The sequence below is a fragment of the Stenotrophomonas sp. FR024 genome, assembly GCF_047500745.2.
In the GTDB taxonomy this organism is placed as follows: Bacteria; Pseudomonadota; Gammaproteobacteria; order Xanthomonadales; family Xanthomonadaceae; genus Stenotrophomonas; species Stenotrophomonas maltophilia_A.
This window is the reverse complement of the sequence record NZ_JAXAXM020000003.1, coordinates 141,729-156,570: the sequence shown is the minus strand read 5'-3', so window position 1 is coordinate 156,570 and position 14,842 is coordinate 141,729. Positions and strand designations below refer to the sequence as shown.

The following is a 14,842-nucleotide window of genomic DNA, read 5'->3' as shown; positions in this document are numbered from 1 at the left end:
GTGGATCTACCGTCAATGCCGCACGACGAACCCGCCGGACCGGCCGCTGGATGGCGCCTGCAGCTCCTCGTTGAAGGCTGCCTTGATGGCCTCGACCACCACGTCACGGTCCATGCCCTCACTGGTCACCAGCGCGTCGGCAACGTGCTGGGCAACATCTGCAAGAATTCGCCCCCAGGCACGTTCTTCGCGGATGTCGGGGCGATCCTCGTACAGCCCCACTTTCAATGATGCATGCAGCCCGCGCTCAGCGATCCACACGCGAATCATCTCGACCGAAGATTCGTCGCGTTGGGCAGCTTCAGGGATGATCAGTTCTTTCATGGCGGCAGCCGCAAGGAGAAGTGATCGCATTGTGGCCCACATCCATGCATGGCGTGGATCTACTGCGGACCTTGAGTAGAGTCGAGCTTGCTCGACTGCCGTTGGTGCACGTTTTTCCGCAGTCGAGCAAGCTCGACTCTACGTATCCAAGTCGGATCAACGCACTGCGCGGACTGGACCACTTGGCGTGCCGGGTGCGACCCGATGGGCCCGCGACAAATGTGGCCTCCAGCAGGTCGTAGCCGTCATTGCCGGGGACGGCGAATCGTCCACGCATGGCGTGGTTCTACTGCCACCCCGGCGATGTACCTGGCGCTGTCGCTCATGCGCAGCGCCAGGCGCATCGCCGGTGCAGATGGGCCGGTCTCCAACTCCGACCGGCCCTGATCGCGGCCGCACCCCCGCAGGCGCTGGCCGCCATCCACACACGTGCCGCACTCAGGCGGCTTCCATCAAGCTGCTTCGGATACCTTCACGTCGCGACGGGCGCGCACGGCCGCAGCCAGTCGCTCCAGCACCGTGACGGTGGTGTCCCAGTCGATGCAGCCATCGGTGATGCTCTGCCCATAGACCAGCGGCTGGCCTTCCACCAGTTCCTGGCGGCCGCCGACCAGATGGCTCTCGATCATCACGCCAACGATGCGCTGTTCGCCGTCTTCCAGCTGAACGGCGATGTCCTCGATCACCTTCGGCTGGTTCTCCGGGTTCTTCAGGCTGTTGGCATGGCTGGCGTCGATCATCAGGCGCGTCGGCAGCTTGGCCTTGGCCAGCACCTGGCAGGCCTCGGCGACACTGCCGGCGTCGTAGTTCGGCTGCTTGCCGCCGCGCAGGATCACATGGCAGTCCGGGTTGCCGGTGGTCGACACGATGGCGGTGCCACCCTGCTTGGTGACCGACAGGAAGTGATGCGGATTGGACGCGGCACCCACCGCGTCAGCGGCGATCTTCACGTTGCCATCGGTGCCGTTCTTGAAGCCGACCGGGCACGACAGCCCCGACGCCAGCTCGCGATGCACCTGGCTTTCGGTGGTGCGTGCGCCGATGGCGCCCCATGCCACCAGGTCGGCGATGTACTGCGGCGAGATCACGTCGAGGAATTCGACACCGGCCGGCAGGCCGAGTTTGTTGATGTCGCGCAGCAGGCCGCGGGCGATGCGCAGGCCCTTGTCGATCCTGAAGCTGCCGTCCAGGTCCGGGTCGTTGATCAGGCCCTTCCAGCCCACCGTGGTGCGCGGCTTCTCGAAGTACACGCGCATGACGATTTCAAGTTCTCCGGCCAGCGCGTCACGCAGCGGCTTCAGGCGCTGGGCGTACTCGATGGCGGCCTTCGGGTCGTGGATCGAGCACGGGCCAACCACCACCGCCAGGCGGTCGTCACGGCCATGCAGGATCTGGTGCAGGGCCGCGCGCGAGGCGCTGACGGTGTCGGAAGCTTCATCGTCACAAGGCAGCATCGCCAGCAGCTGGGCAGGCGGTGTCAGCGGTTCGATGGTGCGGATACGCAGGTCGTCGGTGTGCGGGGGCATTGCAGGAGATCTCCGGAACGTTGGGGGCCCCCAGCGTGGCGGCATGAAAAAAGCCGCCAGGTTCGCTGGCGGCTTTCGGGAATGCGTCTGAAGCTTTCTTCAGGGTGAGCGCAGTCCTTCCTCCGCCAGTGGCTTCGGAAAGTAATACCAGTAAAAGCGGGTGGCGGCTGCGTTCATGGGATCTATTGATAGCACAGCTTTTGCGCAGTGCAAAATGTTTCATCCGCAACTGGGGACGCGGTTCAGCGAGGTGCGCACCAGCCATGCCTACGCGGCGGCAGCCACGCGAAGTTGCTCATTTACCATGCACTTCCACGTCCAGCAGCAGGCCCTCATGGATGTCGGCCCAGCGCTCCAGCACGCGGTCCAGCTCCTGCCTGGCTTCGTCCAGCTGCTCGGGGTTGAGCAGGGAACGCGCGGTGTAGAGGTCGGAAACCAACCGCCGCAGGGCCGATTCCGGGATGGCCACCGACGGCCCCTCCAGGCCCGGCAACTGCAACGCCGGGCTGTCGCCAAGAGGGCCGAACAGCGTGACCTGGAGCGTGCTCTGCATGATCGACTTCCCTGCGGATGGACATGGGCAATGCACTGTTTACCGTGTCTGGGTGACAGGCGCATGTGCCATCCATGCCGTGGGCTGCGCTATGCGAGCGCTCTTCGCGCCGCTACAACGCAGCCAGATCAGCCAGATGCTGGGCCATGTCGTCCACCGCGCCTACCGCATGGGTGGTGGTGAAGTAGTCGTGCCAGCCGGTGGCGGCGATGCCCGCCACCAGCGCGTCGGCCTCCTCGCGGCTGGCGCAGCACCAGACGGCATAGAACTGCTCACCACTGCCGTGCGGTACGTCCGTGGCAATGCGGCCCATCGCCAGCGGCGTGATGCGGGCTGGATCGAACTGCTGCATGCCCGCGCCAATACGGGCGAAGAAGGCATTCCGCTGCTCGGGCGGGAGTGCGGTCCAGGCTGGTGTGGCGGTGTAGAGCTCGATGAAGGTGTGCGACATGGTGGTTCGTCCTTGAGGTTTACGGGGTTGCGGGGTTGCCGGCCAGCGGCCGGCACTACCGGAACGAGCGCAATGCGCGTTTGCGGATGTAGGCGTTGGCGTCGCTGTGGCGCTCGTGCTGCCAACGCGTGCACAGCTCGCGCAGCCACTGCGGATGAGTCTTGCCGGCGTCATTGAGCCAGTTGCCGACCGAATCCTGCACATAGCGTTCCGGGTCGTCAGCCAGTGCTTCCAACATGGGTAACGCAAGTTCCGGATGCTGCTTGAACAGTGCGATATGCGTGGCCCAGACACCGCGTGGGCGCAGCGCTTCACAGGCGAAGCGGCGCAGGTACGGCGATGTTTCCTGTGTCCAGGGTTGCAGGTACTCAAGCGCCTGCATCGGCGCGGCAACGATGTCCGTGCGTAGCGCCAGCCACGCCCATTCGCGCACACCGAAGTGTGGGTCATCGGCCAGCGTGCGCATCTGCTGCAGCTTCTCTGCCAACGTTGCGCGGGCATCGCTGCCGACCAGATAGCAGGCCCAGCCACGCACGGTATCGGAGCTGTGATCCTGCCAGAACTCAGGCGCACCCTGCCCCGCCTCACGCAGCAGTTGCGCGGCCAGGGCCATGCGCAGCGTGATGCCCTTGCCTGAGGCATCCCGCATGCGTTGCAGCGCTTCCGGTGCAAGCGCAGGCGCCACCACCTGCAGCAACGCGGCGAAATCCACTGCCAGGCATTCGGCCAGATGGGTGGTGGCAACGCGACCGGTGTTGAGTTCATGCAGGCGTTGCGCCGCAATCGCCGGGCTCATGCTGCAGACTCTCGTCCAGCATCGGTGTGCTGCCAGACCTTGTGCAGCAACCGCGACAGCTGCTGCTGTTCATCGGTATCCAGACCATTGAACAGGCCACCGATCCACTGTGTGTGCTGGTCAAACAGTGTCTCGGCCAAGCGTTTTCCCCGTGCGGCCAATACGATCTGCAGGCGACGGCCATCCTCAGCATCGCTGCGACGCTGCAGCAGTTCTTCGCGCTGCAGGCCATCGAGCAGGCCGCTGATGGTGGCGCGGGTGACGCCTGCGCGTTCGGCCAGCTCGTGGGGCGACAACGTGCCACCGGCCCCATGCAGCAGGAACAGCACGATGAAGCGACCCTCACTGAGCCCGTGTGGCGCCAGCCGGGTGGCGCAATCGTGGTCGATGGACGACGACAACGAGAGCAGCTGGAAGCACAGGCGCAGCTGCGCGACGTTGGCGTGGCCGCGTCGCTGCGCCTCATCCATCAGGGCATGGTGCTTGGCTTCGATCATCTCGTGATGAGCATATGATTAGGCACCTAATCATATGCCATCCGCTTCGGCGTGGCTACCAGTCCATCACCTTCGCCGCCGGCCCGGGATGCGACGGGAACAATGGCAGTACCTCCTCGGCCAGCTCCTGCAGCACCTCGCCGGCAGGCCGCTCGGCGAACTGGATCCCCAGTGCGGCATGGTTGACGCCGGCCCGCTGCCAGGCCTGCAGCAGATCGATCAGACCCTTGCGGCCGGTGCGCAGGGTGAAGCCACCCCGCAGCGGCATGCGTGGATGATCCGGATCGTCCACCAGGTCGATCCATTCGTTGGTCATGTGCGGACGGAAGCCGCCGTCCGGAATCAGCGCGCGCCAGGCGCCGATCTTCGCGGCCAGCCGCTGCGGACCAGCGTTGTCATGGGTGGCCTCTGGGTAGGTCAGCCAGCCATCGGCATGCTGGCCGATCCATTCCAGTGGCTGGCGTGCGCCACCGGTGACGATCAGCGGAACGCGGCCACTGACCGTGGGCGGCAGCAACTGCACGCCCTGCTCGGCACCGGCATGTGTCATCCGCCCATCCGTGCCCGGTTGCAGCCAACGGCGCATCTCGTTCATTGCGGTGGCAAAACGCTCTCCGCGCGCCGCGTGCTCCAGTCCATAGGCCGGAAACTCCAGCGGTCGATCACCGGACGCCACACCCATCACCAGCCGCCCACCGGACAGCTGATCGATCGACGCCGCGGCCTTGGCCAGATCGATCGGATGGCGCAGTGGCAGCACCACGCTGCCGGTGGCCAGGGCCACGCGCTGTGTGCGCGCTGCCAGCCACGCAAGGTAGGTGAATGGATCGAACAGCTGCCCCGCATCGCCGAACAACGGATCGAACAGCGGTACGTCACGCACCCATACCGCAGCGAAGCCATGGCGGTCGATCTCCTCCACCCACCGCGCCTGGCCCTGCAGCACGGCCATGTCGCCCTGGTAGAAGCGCAGCGGCAGGTAGATGCCCAGGGTCAGCGCGTCGGCGCGGAACATGCGCTGGTAGCCCGGGTGCGTGGCAAAGACCGGCGCCGACGCGCCCGGCACTGCAATGGAATCGTTCATATGCGTCGCCTCCTTACGGTCCGGTGGCCGGCTCGGGCAGCTGCACGCCGCGCTGTACCGCAGGGCGTGCGGCAACCCGTGCGTACCACGCATCCAGATGGCGATGCCGCGACAAATCGATGTCGATGATGCGGGCGATGTGCAGCCAGCCGAAGTGGGCGATGTCGGCAATCGAGTAGTGATCGCCAGCCAACCACTCGCGTCCCTGCAGGCGCTGGTCGAGTACGCCGAACAGCTCGTCGCTCAGGCGGCGGTAGCGTTCGATTGCCGCGGAATCGGGCTGTTGTGCGAAATGCTCGAAGTGCACGCGCTGGCCGAGGATCGGGCCGACGCTGGCGGCATGGAACATCAGCCAGGTCAGCGTCTCCCAGCGCGCAACCGGTTCGGAAGGCAGCAACGCATTGCCCTGTTCGGCCAAATACATCAGGATCGCCGCCGACTCGAAGACAACGATGCCGCGCGCGCGATCTTCCAGCACGGGAATGCGGCCATGCGGGTTGAGCCGCAGGAAGTCGGGATGGCGATGTTCACCATCGGCGATGTGGACGTGGTGAAGGTGATAGGGAAGACCCAGTTCTTCCAGTGCGATGGTGGCCTTGAAGCCATTGGGAGAACTGTCGGAGTACAGGTGCAGCGAAGGTTCGTTCATGGGAATCCTGGACGGCAGGGAGCGACGGCATGCATCGGCCGTTGAAGGTGGCCGGGCGATGCGGGAACGGGCGCTGCAGCAGCCGTGCAGGCAGTCTAGGAAAGGCCTGCGTCGCGGGGAAACGATGTCTCCTGCACGGTGAGTTGAGCGGGGCTCAACGTGCGCGACGCGCGCGCGACAGGCTGCAGTGCGGTCGATATGCTGTCGCAGCGCGGCGCGTGCCGACGCGGTTACAGGAGAGTTGAGATGGGTGCGGTGCTGCCGCTGCTGGGCCTGCGGGCCTTCGTTGAAACTGGCCGACATGGCAGCCTGACCGCCGCCGCCGATGCGATGGGGGTGACACCTGGTGCAATCAGCCAGCAGCTTCGACAGCTGCAGGAGCGGCTGGGCGTGAGCCTGTTCGACCGCACCCGGCATGGCGTGGTGCTCAGTGCAGCCGGCGCGCGTGTGTATCCGGAGCTGCTGCAGGCCTTCGATCAGATCGCACAGAGCCTGCAGACACTCGAACGCTGGGAAACACGGTGCACGCTACGCATCAGCGCGGCACCGAGCTTCGCCGCACAGTGGTTGGCGCCGCGACTGGGCGGGTTCAGTGCGTTGCATCCGCAGGTGGACGTGCAGCTGGACTCGAGCGCGGCGTTGGTCGACCTGCGCCGCGAGGGGGTGGACATCGCGATCCGTCATGGACTGGGCCGCTACCCTGGCCTGCATGCCGAGCATCTTCTGGCGCCGGTACTGCTGCCGGTGGCCAGCCCTGCGCTGCTGGCCAGCGCGCCTGCCGTGGGTACGGTGCAGGATTGCCTGCAGTTGCCGCTGCTGCAGGACGCCGACCGCAGCGACTGGCGGCTGTGGTTCCAGGCACTGGATCTGCCCATCGATGAACGACTGGAGCGCGGCCCTGCGTTCGATGACGACCTGTTGCTGATCCGCGCGGCGGTGGCCGGGCAAGGCATCGCCCTGGTGCGCGACATCCACGCGGCCGAAGAACTCGCCAATGGCCGGCTGCAGGTGGTGATCGACCAGCCCTGGCCACAGGCCTTCGCCTACTACGCGGTGACGCGTGCGGACGGCGAGGCCAACGCGGCGATACCTGCTTTCATGACCTGGTTGCATGCAGCATTGATGACGCCGCAGGCAGCAGGCACACACACCCTGCAGGACGCAGGATAAGCCGCTCGGAAAGCGATGCCGTTGCAGCCGGCCACAAAAAAACCCCGCCTTGCGGCGGGGTTTTTCATTGCGGGGCGAACGTGGGGACTTAGAAGTCCATGCCGCCCATGCCACCCATGCCGCCCATGCCACCGGCGCCACCCATGGCCGGCTCGTCCTTCTTCGGAGCTTCGGCAACCATGGCTTCGGTGGTGATCATCAGGCCAGCGATCGAGGCCGCGTTCTGCAGCGCCGAACGGGTCACCTTGGTCGGGTCCAGGATGCCGAACTGCAGCATGTCGCCGAACTCGCCGGTGGCGGCGTTGTAGCCGAAGCTGCCGGTGCCTTCCTTGACCTTGTTGATGATGACCGACGGTTCTTCACCGGCGTTGGCCACGATTTCGCGCAGCGGGGCTTCCATCGCGCGCAGGGCGATCTGGATGCCGTGGTTCTGGTCTTCGTTGGCACCCTTCAGGCCGGCCAGTGCGGTGACCGCACGGACCAGGGCCACGCCGCCGCCCGGGACCACGCCTTCTTCAACGGCTGCACGGGTAGCGTGCAGGGCGTCGTCGACGCGATCCTTCTTTTCCTTCATCTCGATTTCGGTCGAAGCACCGACCTTGATCACGGCAACGCCACCGGCCAGCTTGGCCACGCGTTCCTGCAGCTTCTCGCGGTCGTAATCCGAGGAGGTGTCCTGGATCTGGGTCTTGATCTGGCCGACGCGTGCGTCGACGGCAGCCTTGTCACCCACGCCATCGATGATGGTGGTGTTTTCCTTGGAGACCTGCACCTTCTTGGCGCGGCCCAGGTCCTTGATGGTGGCCTTTTCCAGCGACAGGCCCACTTCTTCGGAGATCACGGTGCCGCCGGTCAGCACGGCCATGTCTTCCAGCATCGCCTTGCGACGGTCGCCGAAGCCCGGTGCCTTGACGGCCACGACCTTGACGATGCCACGGATGGTGTTGACCACCAGGGTCGCCAGCGCTTCGCCTTCGACTTCTTCGGCCACGATCAGCAGCGGCTTGCCGGCCTTGGCGACGCCTTCCAGCACCGGCAGCAGGTCACGGACGTTGGAGATCTTCTTGTCGTGCAGCAGGATGAACGGGTCATCCAGGTCAGCGGTCTGCGACTGCTGGTTGTTGATGAAGTACGGGGACAGGTAGCCGCGGTCGAACTGCATGCCCTTGACCACGTCCAGCTCGTTGTCCAGGCCCGAGCCTTCTTCAACGGTGATCACGCCTTCCTTGCCGACTTCCTTCATCGCGTCAGCGATGATCTGGCCGATCGACTCGTCCGAGTTGGCCGAGATGGTACCGACCTGGGCAATCGCCTTGTCGTCAGCCGTCGGCTTGGAGATGGTCTTCAGCTCGGCAACGGCGGCCACGACGGCCTTGTCGATACCACGCTTCAGGTCCATCGGGTTCATGCCGGCGGCAACAGCCTTGGCGCCTTCGCGGATCAGGGCCTGGGCCAGCACGGTGGCGGTGGTGGTGCCGTCGCCGGCATCGTCGTTGGTGCGCGAAGCAACTTCCTTCACCATCTGCGCGCCCATGTTCTCGAACTTGTCAGCCAGTTCGATTTCCTTGGCGACGGAGACGCCGTCCTTGGTGATGGTCGGGGCGCCGAAGCTCTTTTCCAGCACGACGTTGCGGCCCTTCGGGCCCAGGGTGGCCTTGACGGCATTGGCGAGAACGTTGACGCCGCGCACCATGCGCGAACGGGCGTCTTCACCGAAACGAATATCCTTGGCAGCCATTGCATTTACCTCATTGGTAGCGCCGGACGATGCCCGGCGGCTGGGAGTTTGGGATCAGGTTGAAACAGGTCGCGCCGAGGCTCAGCCGATGACGGCGAGCACGTCGTCTTCGCGCAGGACCTTGTATTCGACGCCTTCGCTCTTGTACGAGCTGCCGGCGTACTGGCCATAGATGACCTTGTCGCCGACCTTCAGCGACGGCGCGCGCACGTTGCCGTTGTCCAGCGGCTTGCCCGGGCCGACGGCCACGACCTCACCCTTGGTGGACTTTTCCTTGGCCGAGTCGGGGATGACGATGCCACCGGCGGAGATTTCGTCGGCTTCGATCGGCTTGACCACAACGCGGTCGTGCAGCGGCTTGATGCTCATAGGAGACCTCTTAAGTGATTGATTGGTCTAAAAAAGTCCGGCGATGTTAGCACTCACCCCAGGCGAGTGCCAGAACCGCACGTGAAGAAACCCGACAACGTCGGGAGCAGGGCAGAGATGGAGCCGCGCCGCCCCCTTTCAAGGGCGGAATGAAAAAATTTTTTCCACCCGCGCGCCTCGGCCACGGCGTCGGTCCTGGACAATTTCGGTGACAAGCGTCGCACTGTCAGATATCTGACGTTCATTTACGACAAAGTGTCACTGGATCGGCCTTAGGCTCGGTCAGGCATTCCCAATCACAAGGAGTAGTCGATGCGATTGCTGTCCCCGCTTGCCGCCGCCTGCCTGCTGGCACTGGCCGCGGCGCCGGCCCAGGCCGAGGTCTTCATCAATGAACTGCACTACGACGACAGCACCGCCGCCGGTGACGTCGGCGAAGTCATCGAAGTGGTCGCTACCGCAGGTGAAGACCTGTCCGGCTACCGCCTCTACCTCTACAACGGCAGCAATCCTTCGGCCGCCACGGTCTACGCCAACAACCCGGTCCCGGCCGGCACCGCCGCCGGTTGCGGCAGCGCCAGCATCGCCGTGGTCAACTACCCGACCAACGGCATCCAGAACGGCCCGAACGACGGCATCGCCCTGGTCGACGCCAGCGGCAAGGTGGTCCAGTTCCTCAGCTACGAGGGCGCCATCACCGCCTCCGGTGGCCCTGCCGCCGGCATGACCAGCCAGAACATTCCGGTGGCCGAGACCAACAGCACGGCCCCCGGCACCTCGCTGCAGCTGACCGGCAGCGGCAGCCAGTACGCCCACTTCACCTGGGCCGAGTCGGCCAGGCAGACCTTCGGCAGCTGCAACAACGGCCAGACCTTCAGCGGCGGCGGCACCCCGGGCCCGAACACGCCGCCGTCGGTGTCCACCACCACCCCGGCGCAGGGCAGCAGCACCTTCCCGGCCGCGGCCGATCTGGAAGTGGTGTTCAGCGAGACGGTGAACCTGGCCAGCGGCGCGTTCGCGCTGAGCTGCGGTACCTCCGGCATCGTGCCGCTGACCTACCCGGCCAGCGGCCGCAGCGTGAAGCTGTCCACCAACACCGCGCTGGTGGCCGGTGAAGCCTGCCGCTTCGACATCCGCGCCGCGCGCATCACCGACCTGCAGGGGGCGCACCCCGCCGCCGACAGCCGCATCGCCTTCACCGTGGCCAGCACCGGCGGCAATCCGGACCCGGGCAACCCGGGCGTGCCGGCCGGTTACTACTCCAAGGTCAATACCAGCAGCCCCAGCCAGCTGCGCTGCTCGCTGCACGCCACCATCAAGGGCCACACCGCCTACCCGTACAGCGGCTCGGGCACCAGCACCTGGACCATCCTGGAAATCGCCGACGAGGATCCGAACAACAGCGGCAGGATCCTGGATGCGTACCGCAACCGCAGCTACGCCAAGGTGACCGACCGCGCCGGCAGCGGCGGCGGCCTGAAGTACAACCGCGAGCACACCTGGCCGAACTCGCTGGGCTTTGCCAGCACCACCGGCGACAAGGGCCTGCCGTACGCGCCGTACACCGACACCCACATGCTGTACCTGACCGACGCGCAGTGGAACGCCGACCGTGGCAACAAGCCGTTCGGCAAGTGCGACGCCAACTGCGGCGAACGCGCCACCGAGGCCAACAACGGCCAGGGCGGCGGCAGCGGCGGCTACCCGGGCAACTCCAACTGGGTGCGCACGCCGGACGGCAACACCGGCACCTTCGAGGTGTGGGGCAAGCGCAAGGGCGACATGGCACGTGCGGTGATGTACATGGCGATCCGCTACGAGGGCGGCAAGGATGCGGCCACCGGCCAGTCCGAGCCGGACCTGGAGCTGACCGACGACCGCAGCAGGATCGTCAAGACCAGCAGTTCGCCGGCCTACATGGGCCTGCTCTCGACGCTGATCGACTGGCACCTGTCCGATCCGCCGGATGATGCCGAGCGTGCCCGCAACGACGTGATCTACAGCTTCCAGGGCAACCGCAACCCGTTCATCGACCACCCCGAGTGGGCGACCCCGGGCCTGTTCACCTCGGCCAAGCCGGCCTCCTGCCAGCTGGCCAACTGACCGCGCAACGCAGCGGTCCACTGCCGCCGCCGGGCCCTGACCCGGCGGCGGCCCTATACTCGACGGTCATGTCGACCGTCGATCCCGTCCTGCTGCTGTTGACCACCTGCCCGGACCGGGCCAGTGCCGAGCGCATCGCGCACGCGCTGGTCGGCGAGCGCCTGGCCGCGTGCGTGACCCGCCTCGATGGCGCGCAGTCCACCTACCGCTGGCAGGGCGAGGTGACCACCGACGCCGAACTGCAGCTGCTGGTGAAAACCACCGCGAGCCGCGTCGATGACGCGATTGCCCGGATCGTCGCACTGCATCCGTATGAACTCCCGGAGTGCATTGCGGTCGAAACCCGGGCCGGCCTGCCGGCGTATCTGGACTGGATCCGGGCACAGACCCGGGAGGACACTGATTGAAGACTCTGTTTGCGCGCGGCGCCGCCTTGTGCGCCCTGTTGTGGCTCTCGCTGCCGGCCTTCGCGCTGGATGAGAAGGACCTGCTGCCGGTGGACCAGGCGTTCGCGCTGACCGCCAGCGCCCCCGAACGGGGCCAGGTGCAACTGCAGTTCAAGATCGCACCGGGCTATTACCTGTATCGCCACCGCACCAGCGTCAAGGCCGACCCGGCCTTCAATGCCGGCGCGCTGCAGATGCCCAAGGGCGACAAGCACCACGACGATTTCTTCGGCGAAGTCGAAACCTATCGCGAACGCCTGCAGGCCACCCTGCCCGGCACGCCGACCGACGCCGCCGGCACCATCAGCCTGGAAGTGCGTTACCAGGGCTGCGCCGATGCCGGTGTCTGCTACCCGCCGCAGAAGCGCGTGGTGCAGGTCACGCTGCCGGGCGCCGGTGCGGCGGCCGCGGTGCCTGCCGCGCGTGCCGGTGCGGCAAGCCCGTTCAACAACCCGCTGGCCGGTGCCGGCAACAGCGGTGGCCTGCGCCTGCCGGGCGCGGCCAGCAACAGCCAGGCGCTGCCGCTGCCGTCGGAGCAGGCGTTCGGCTTCGACGCCATCGCCAGCGACGGCAATACCCTGCTGCTGCGCTTCAGCCCGGCACCGGGCTACTACCTGTATCGCGACCGCACATCGGTGAAGCTGGACGGCAGCACCGGGGTGCTGGCCGACAAGCTGCGCTGGCCTGCCGCACAGTCGCATCGCGACGAACACTTCGGCGATGTCTCGGTGTACTTCAACCAGGTGGAAGTGCCGCTGCCGCTGCGCCGCTCCATCGCCGATGCGGTCGACAGCACTCTGGTGGTGACCTTCCAGGGTTGCCAGACCGATGGCATCTGCTACCCGCCGATGACCCGCCGGGTGAAGCTGTCCATTCCGGCCGGCAAGGTCAGCAGCAGTGCCGACCAGGCGCCACCGCGCAATGAGGTGATCAGCCCGCTGCCCGCTGCCAACGGCGCACCACGCGAAGCCGCCAACGGCGCACCGCTGCGCCTGCTGCCAACCGTGCCCAATACGGATGCCACGACCCCTGCTGCAGGTGACGGCACCGCCAGCAGTGAGTTCGCCGCCGATGCACAGGGTGACAACGCGCTGCGCACGCGACCGCCGGTGACCACGCCGAATCCGGACCGTTCGTTCGTATGGGTCCTGCTGCTGGCGTTGGCCGGTGGCCTGGTACTGAACCTGATGCCCTGCGTGCTGCCGATCCTGTCGCTGAAGGTCCTGAGCCTGGCGCAGAGTGGCGAAAGCCCGCAGCGCGCGCGCAGCCATGCCCTCTGGTACACGCTGGGCGTCTTGGTCGCGTTCGCGGTGATCGGTGCGTTGATGGTTGGCCTGCGCGCGATCGGCAACGCCGTCGGCATCGGCTTCCAGCTGCAGCACCCGGGCGTGGTGGCGGCGCTGGCCTACATCATGTTCGCGGTGGGCCTGAGCCTGTCCGGCGTGTTCACACTGGGCGGCGGCATCGGCAACCTCGGCCAGTCGCTGGCCAGCCGCAGTGGCCCGGCCGGTGATTTCTTCACCGGTGCGCTGGCCTGCGTGGTCGGCAGTGCCTGCGTCGGCCCGTTCATGGGCGGCGCGATTGCCTACGCGTTCATTGCCCCGCCGCTGAAGGCGATGACCGTGTTCCTGTTCCTCGGCCTGGGCCTGGCCCTGCCGTTCCTGCTGATCGGCTTCGTGCCGGCGCTGGCGCGCCGCCTGCCCAAGCCGGGCCCGTGGATGGAAACGCTCAAGCACGTGCTGGCCTTCCCGATGTATGCCACCGTGCTGTGGCTGCTGTGGGTGCTGGGCAAGCAGCGCGGCGTGGACGGCATGGCGCTGGTGCTGGGTGGCCTGCTGCTGCTGGCCTTCGGTCTGTGGCTGTTTGAACGCAACCGCTGGACCGGCTCGCGCGCCGTCACCCTGCTCGGCGTGCTGCTGGCGATCGGTGCACTGGTTCCGGCCTGGGGCGTGACCCAGCTGGCAGCGCCGGCGCGTGCCGCACAGGCAGCCACTGACAACGTGGTCGAATACTCGCCGCAGCTGCTGGATCGCCTGCGCGCCGACAACCGCGTGGTGTTCGTGAACATGACCGCCGACTGGTGCGTGAGCTGCAAGGCCAACGAGCGCGCCGTGCTGTCGCGCCCAGAGTTCAAGGAACTGCTCAAGCGCACCAACGCGGTGTACATGCGCGGTGACTACACCAACGTCGATCCGCAGATCACCACGTTCCTGGAAGAGCACAAGGCCGTGGGCGTGCCGCTGTACGTGGTGTACGGCCCCGGCGCACCGCCGACCGTGCTGCCGACCCTGCTGACCCAGGCGGTGGTCGAGGAAGCGCTGCTGCGCACCGCACGATGAAATGGCAACGGCCAGCGCTGCTGTGGACAGCGGTGCTGGCCGCCGGCCTCGGCCTGTGGGCCGGGCATCAATTGGCTCCCGCGCCGGCTGCGCCTGAGGCCATGCCAGCGGCGCCTGCGGTGGCGGCGGTGGCACCCGCCCTGCAGGTCGGCGACAGCCTGCCCGCGCTGTCGCTGCCCGATCTTGAAGGCCGACCGCTGGACCTGCGCCAGCACGCTACCGGCCGCCCGCTGTTGATCAATGTCTGGGCCAGCTGGTGCGCGCCCTGCGTTGAAGAAATGCCTGAACTGGCGCGCTTTGCCCACACCCAGGGCGACAACCGTGTGCAGGTTCTTGGCCTGGCGCTGGATACGCCGGAAGACGTGCGCGGTTTCCTGCAGCGGGTACCGGTGGATTACCCGATCGTGATCGAGACACCCGGGCCACGCGATGCCAGCGTGCAGCTGGGCAATACGCAGGGCCTGCTGCCCTACAGCGTGCTGTTCGATGCACAGGGCCGGCTGGTGAAGGCGAAGCTGGGGCCGTTCGCCCACGGCGAGATCGACAGCTGGGTGAAGTGAGGGTGTTTTTTGCAGGGCTTGCAGCCCTGCACCTGCTCAATGCAACGGCAACGGCAACGGCAACGGCAACAGCCAAAGCCAAAGCGGGCATTCCGTGGGATGGCGGGACGGTATCGGAGTGCGGGGACGCTGCAAGTACATCCCTGTAAGCTTGGCAGCCGCATCCATGCGGCTGACACCCCGCACTCCGACACCGCCCCACCTCTGACAGATCTTCGCGGCTGTTGGTAGGTGTCG

At 66.4% G+C, this 14,842-nt stretch carries 15 protein-coding genes; 5 read left to right on the top strand and 10 right to left on the bottom strand.

The window, feature by feature from the left end:
- Positions 1–12 precede the first annotated feature (12 nt).
- The 8 genes from ACMZ91_RS04785 to ACMZ91_RS04750 all read right to left on the bottom strand — a co-directional run bounded on the left by ACMZ91_RS04785 (position 13) and on the right by ACMZ91_RS04750 (position 5,880).
- On the bottom strand, positions 13–324 hold the full coding sequence (locus ACMZ91_RS04785; RefSeq protein ID WP_080356512.1) for a DUF5076 domain-containing protein: 312 nt from the start codon (positions 322–324) through the stop codon (positions 13–15).
- 452 nt (positions 325–776) lie between these two features.
- Positions 777–1,850, bottom strand: a complete 1,074-nt coding sequence (locus tag ACMZ91_RS04780; protein ID WP_094001122.1) for a 3-deoxy-7-phosphoheptulonate synthase — start codon at positions 1,848–1,850, stop codon at positions 777–779.
- Between the two features lie 295 nt (positions 1,851–2,145).
- Complete coding sequence (locus tag ACMZ91_RS04775; RefSeq protein WP_005414620.1) at positions 2,146–2,403, bottom strand: hypothetical protein; 258 nt, start codon at positions 2,401–2,403, stop codon at positions 2,146–2,148.
- A gap of 112 nt (positions 2,404–2,515) precedes the next feature.
- Positions 2,516–2,854 carry a DUF6616 family protein gene (locus ACMZ91_RS04770; protein WP_149908988.1) on the bottom strand — a complete coding sequence of 113 codons (339 nt, stop codon included), beginning with the start codon at positions 2,852–2,854 and terminating at the stop codon, positions 2,516–2,518.
- Positions 2,855–2,909: 55 nt separating this feature from the next.
- Positions 2,910–3,650: a DNA alkylation repair protein gene (locus tag ACMZ91_RS04765; protein WP_414576813.1), complete on the bottom strand. Its 741-nt coding sequence runs from the start codon at positions 3,648–3,650 to the stop codon at positions 2,910–2,912.
- Positions 3,647–4,147, bottom strand: a complete 501-nt coding sequence (locus ACMZ91_RS04760; RefSeq protein WP_414576811.1) for a MarR family winged helix-turn-helix transcriptional regulator — start codon at positions 4,145–4,147, stop codon at positions 3,647–3,649. Before ACMZ91_RS04760 ends, ACMZ91_RS04765 begins: the two co-directional genes overlap by 4 nt.
- A gap of 55 nt (positions 4,148–4,202) precedes the next feature.
- Positions 4,203–5,231: an LLM class oxidoreductase gene (locus ACMZ91_RS04755; RefSeq protein WP_134951421.1), complete on the bottom strand. Its 1,029-nt coding sequence runs from the start codon at positions 5,229–5,231 to the stop codon at positions 4,203–4,205.
- A gap of 13 nt (positions 5,232–5,244) precedes the next feature.
- Positions 5,245–5,880: a glutathione S-transferase family protein gene (locus tag ACMZ91_RS04750; RefSeq protein WP_414576809.1), complete on the bottom strand. Its 636-nt coding sequence runs from the start codon at positions 5,878–5,880 to the stop codon at positions 5,245–5,247.
- A 246-nt stretch (positions 5,881–6,126) separates the two neighbouring features.
- Between ACMZ91_RS04750 and ACMZ91_RS04745 the strand changes: the two genes are divergently transcribed.
- Positions 6,127–7,050: a LysR substrate-binding domain-containing protein gene (locus ACMZ91_RS04745; RefSeq protein ID WP_134951419.1), complete on the top strand. Its 924-nt coding sequence runs from the start codon at positions 6,127–6,129 to the stop codon at positions 7,048–7,050.
- A gap of 88 nt (positions 7,051–7,138) precedes the next feature.
- On the opposite strand, the gene groL is transcribed toward ACMZ91_RS04745, so the two are convergent.
- Complete coding sequence (gene groL, locus ACMZ91_RS04740) at positions 7,139–8,788, bottom strand: chaperonin GroEL (RefSeq protein WP_014038666.1); 1,650 nt, start codon at positions 8,786–8,788, stop codon at positions 7,139–7,141.
- 81 nt (positions 8,789–8,869) lie between these two features.
- Entirely contained in the window at positions 8,870–9,157 is a 288-nt protein-coding gene (locus ACMZ91_RS04735; protein WP_005411227.1) for a co-chaperone GroES, read from the bottom strand.
- 312 nt (positions 9,158–9,469) lie between these two features.
- Here ACMZ91_RS04735 and ACMZ91_RS04730 point away from each other — a divergent pair, with 312 nt between their 5' ends.
- From ACMZ91_RS04730 to ACMZ91_RS04715, 4 genes are all read left to right on the top strand, one after another.
- Positions 9,470–11,260: an endonuclease gene (locus ACMZ91_RS04730; protein WP_049462804.1), complete on the top strand. Its 1,791-nt coding sequence runs from the start codon at positions 9,470–9,472 to the stop codon at positions 11,258–11,260.
- 68 nt (positions 11,261–11,328) lie between these two features.
- A complete protein-coding gene (cutA, locus tag ACMZ91_RS04725) occupies positions 11,329–11,667 on the top strand; it encodes a divalent-cation tolerance protein CutA (protein WP_014648595.1) in 339 nt (112 codons plus the stop codon).
- Positions 11,664–14,045 carry a protein-disulfide reductase DsbD family protein gene (locus ACMZ91_RS04720; protein WP_049462805.1) on the top strand — a complete coding sequence of 794 codons (2,382 nt, stop codon included), beginning with the start codon at positions 11,664–11,666 and terminating at the stop codon, positions 14,043–14,045. The genes cutA and ACMZ91_RS04720 overlap by 4 nt, the downstream gene beginning before the upstream one ends.
- Positions 14,042–14,605 carry a TlpA family protein disulfide reductase gene (locus ACMZ91_RS04715; RefSeq protein WP_414576806.1) on the top strand — a complete coding sequence of 188 codons (564 nt, stop codon included), beginning with the start codon at positions 14,042–14,044 and terminating at the stop codon, positions 14,603–14,605. The genes ACMZ91_RS04720 and ACMZ91_RS04715 overlap by 4 nt, the downstream gene beginning before the upstream one ends.
- Positions 14,606–14,842 lie beyond the last annotated feature (237 nt).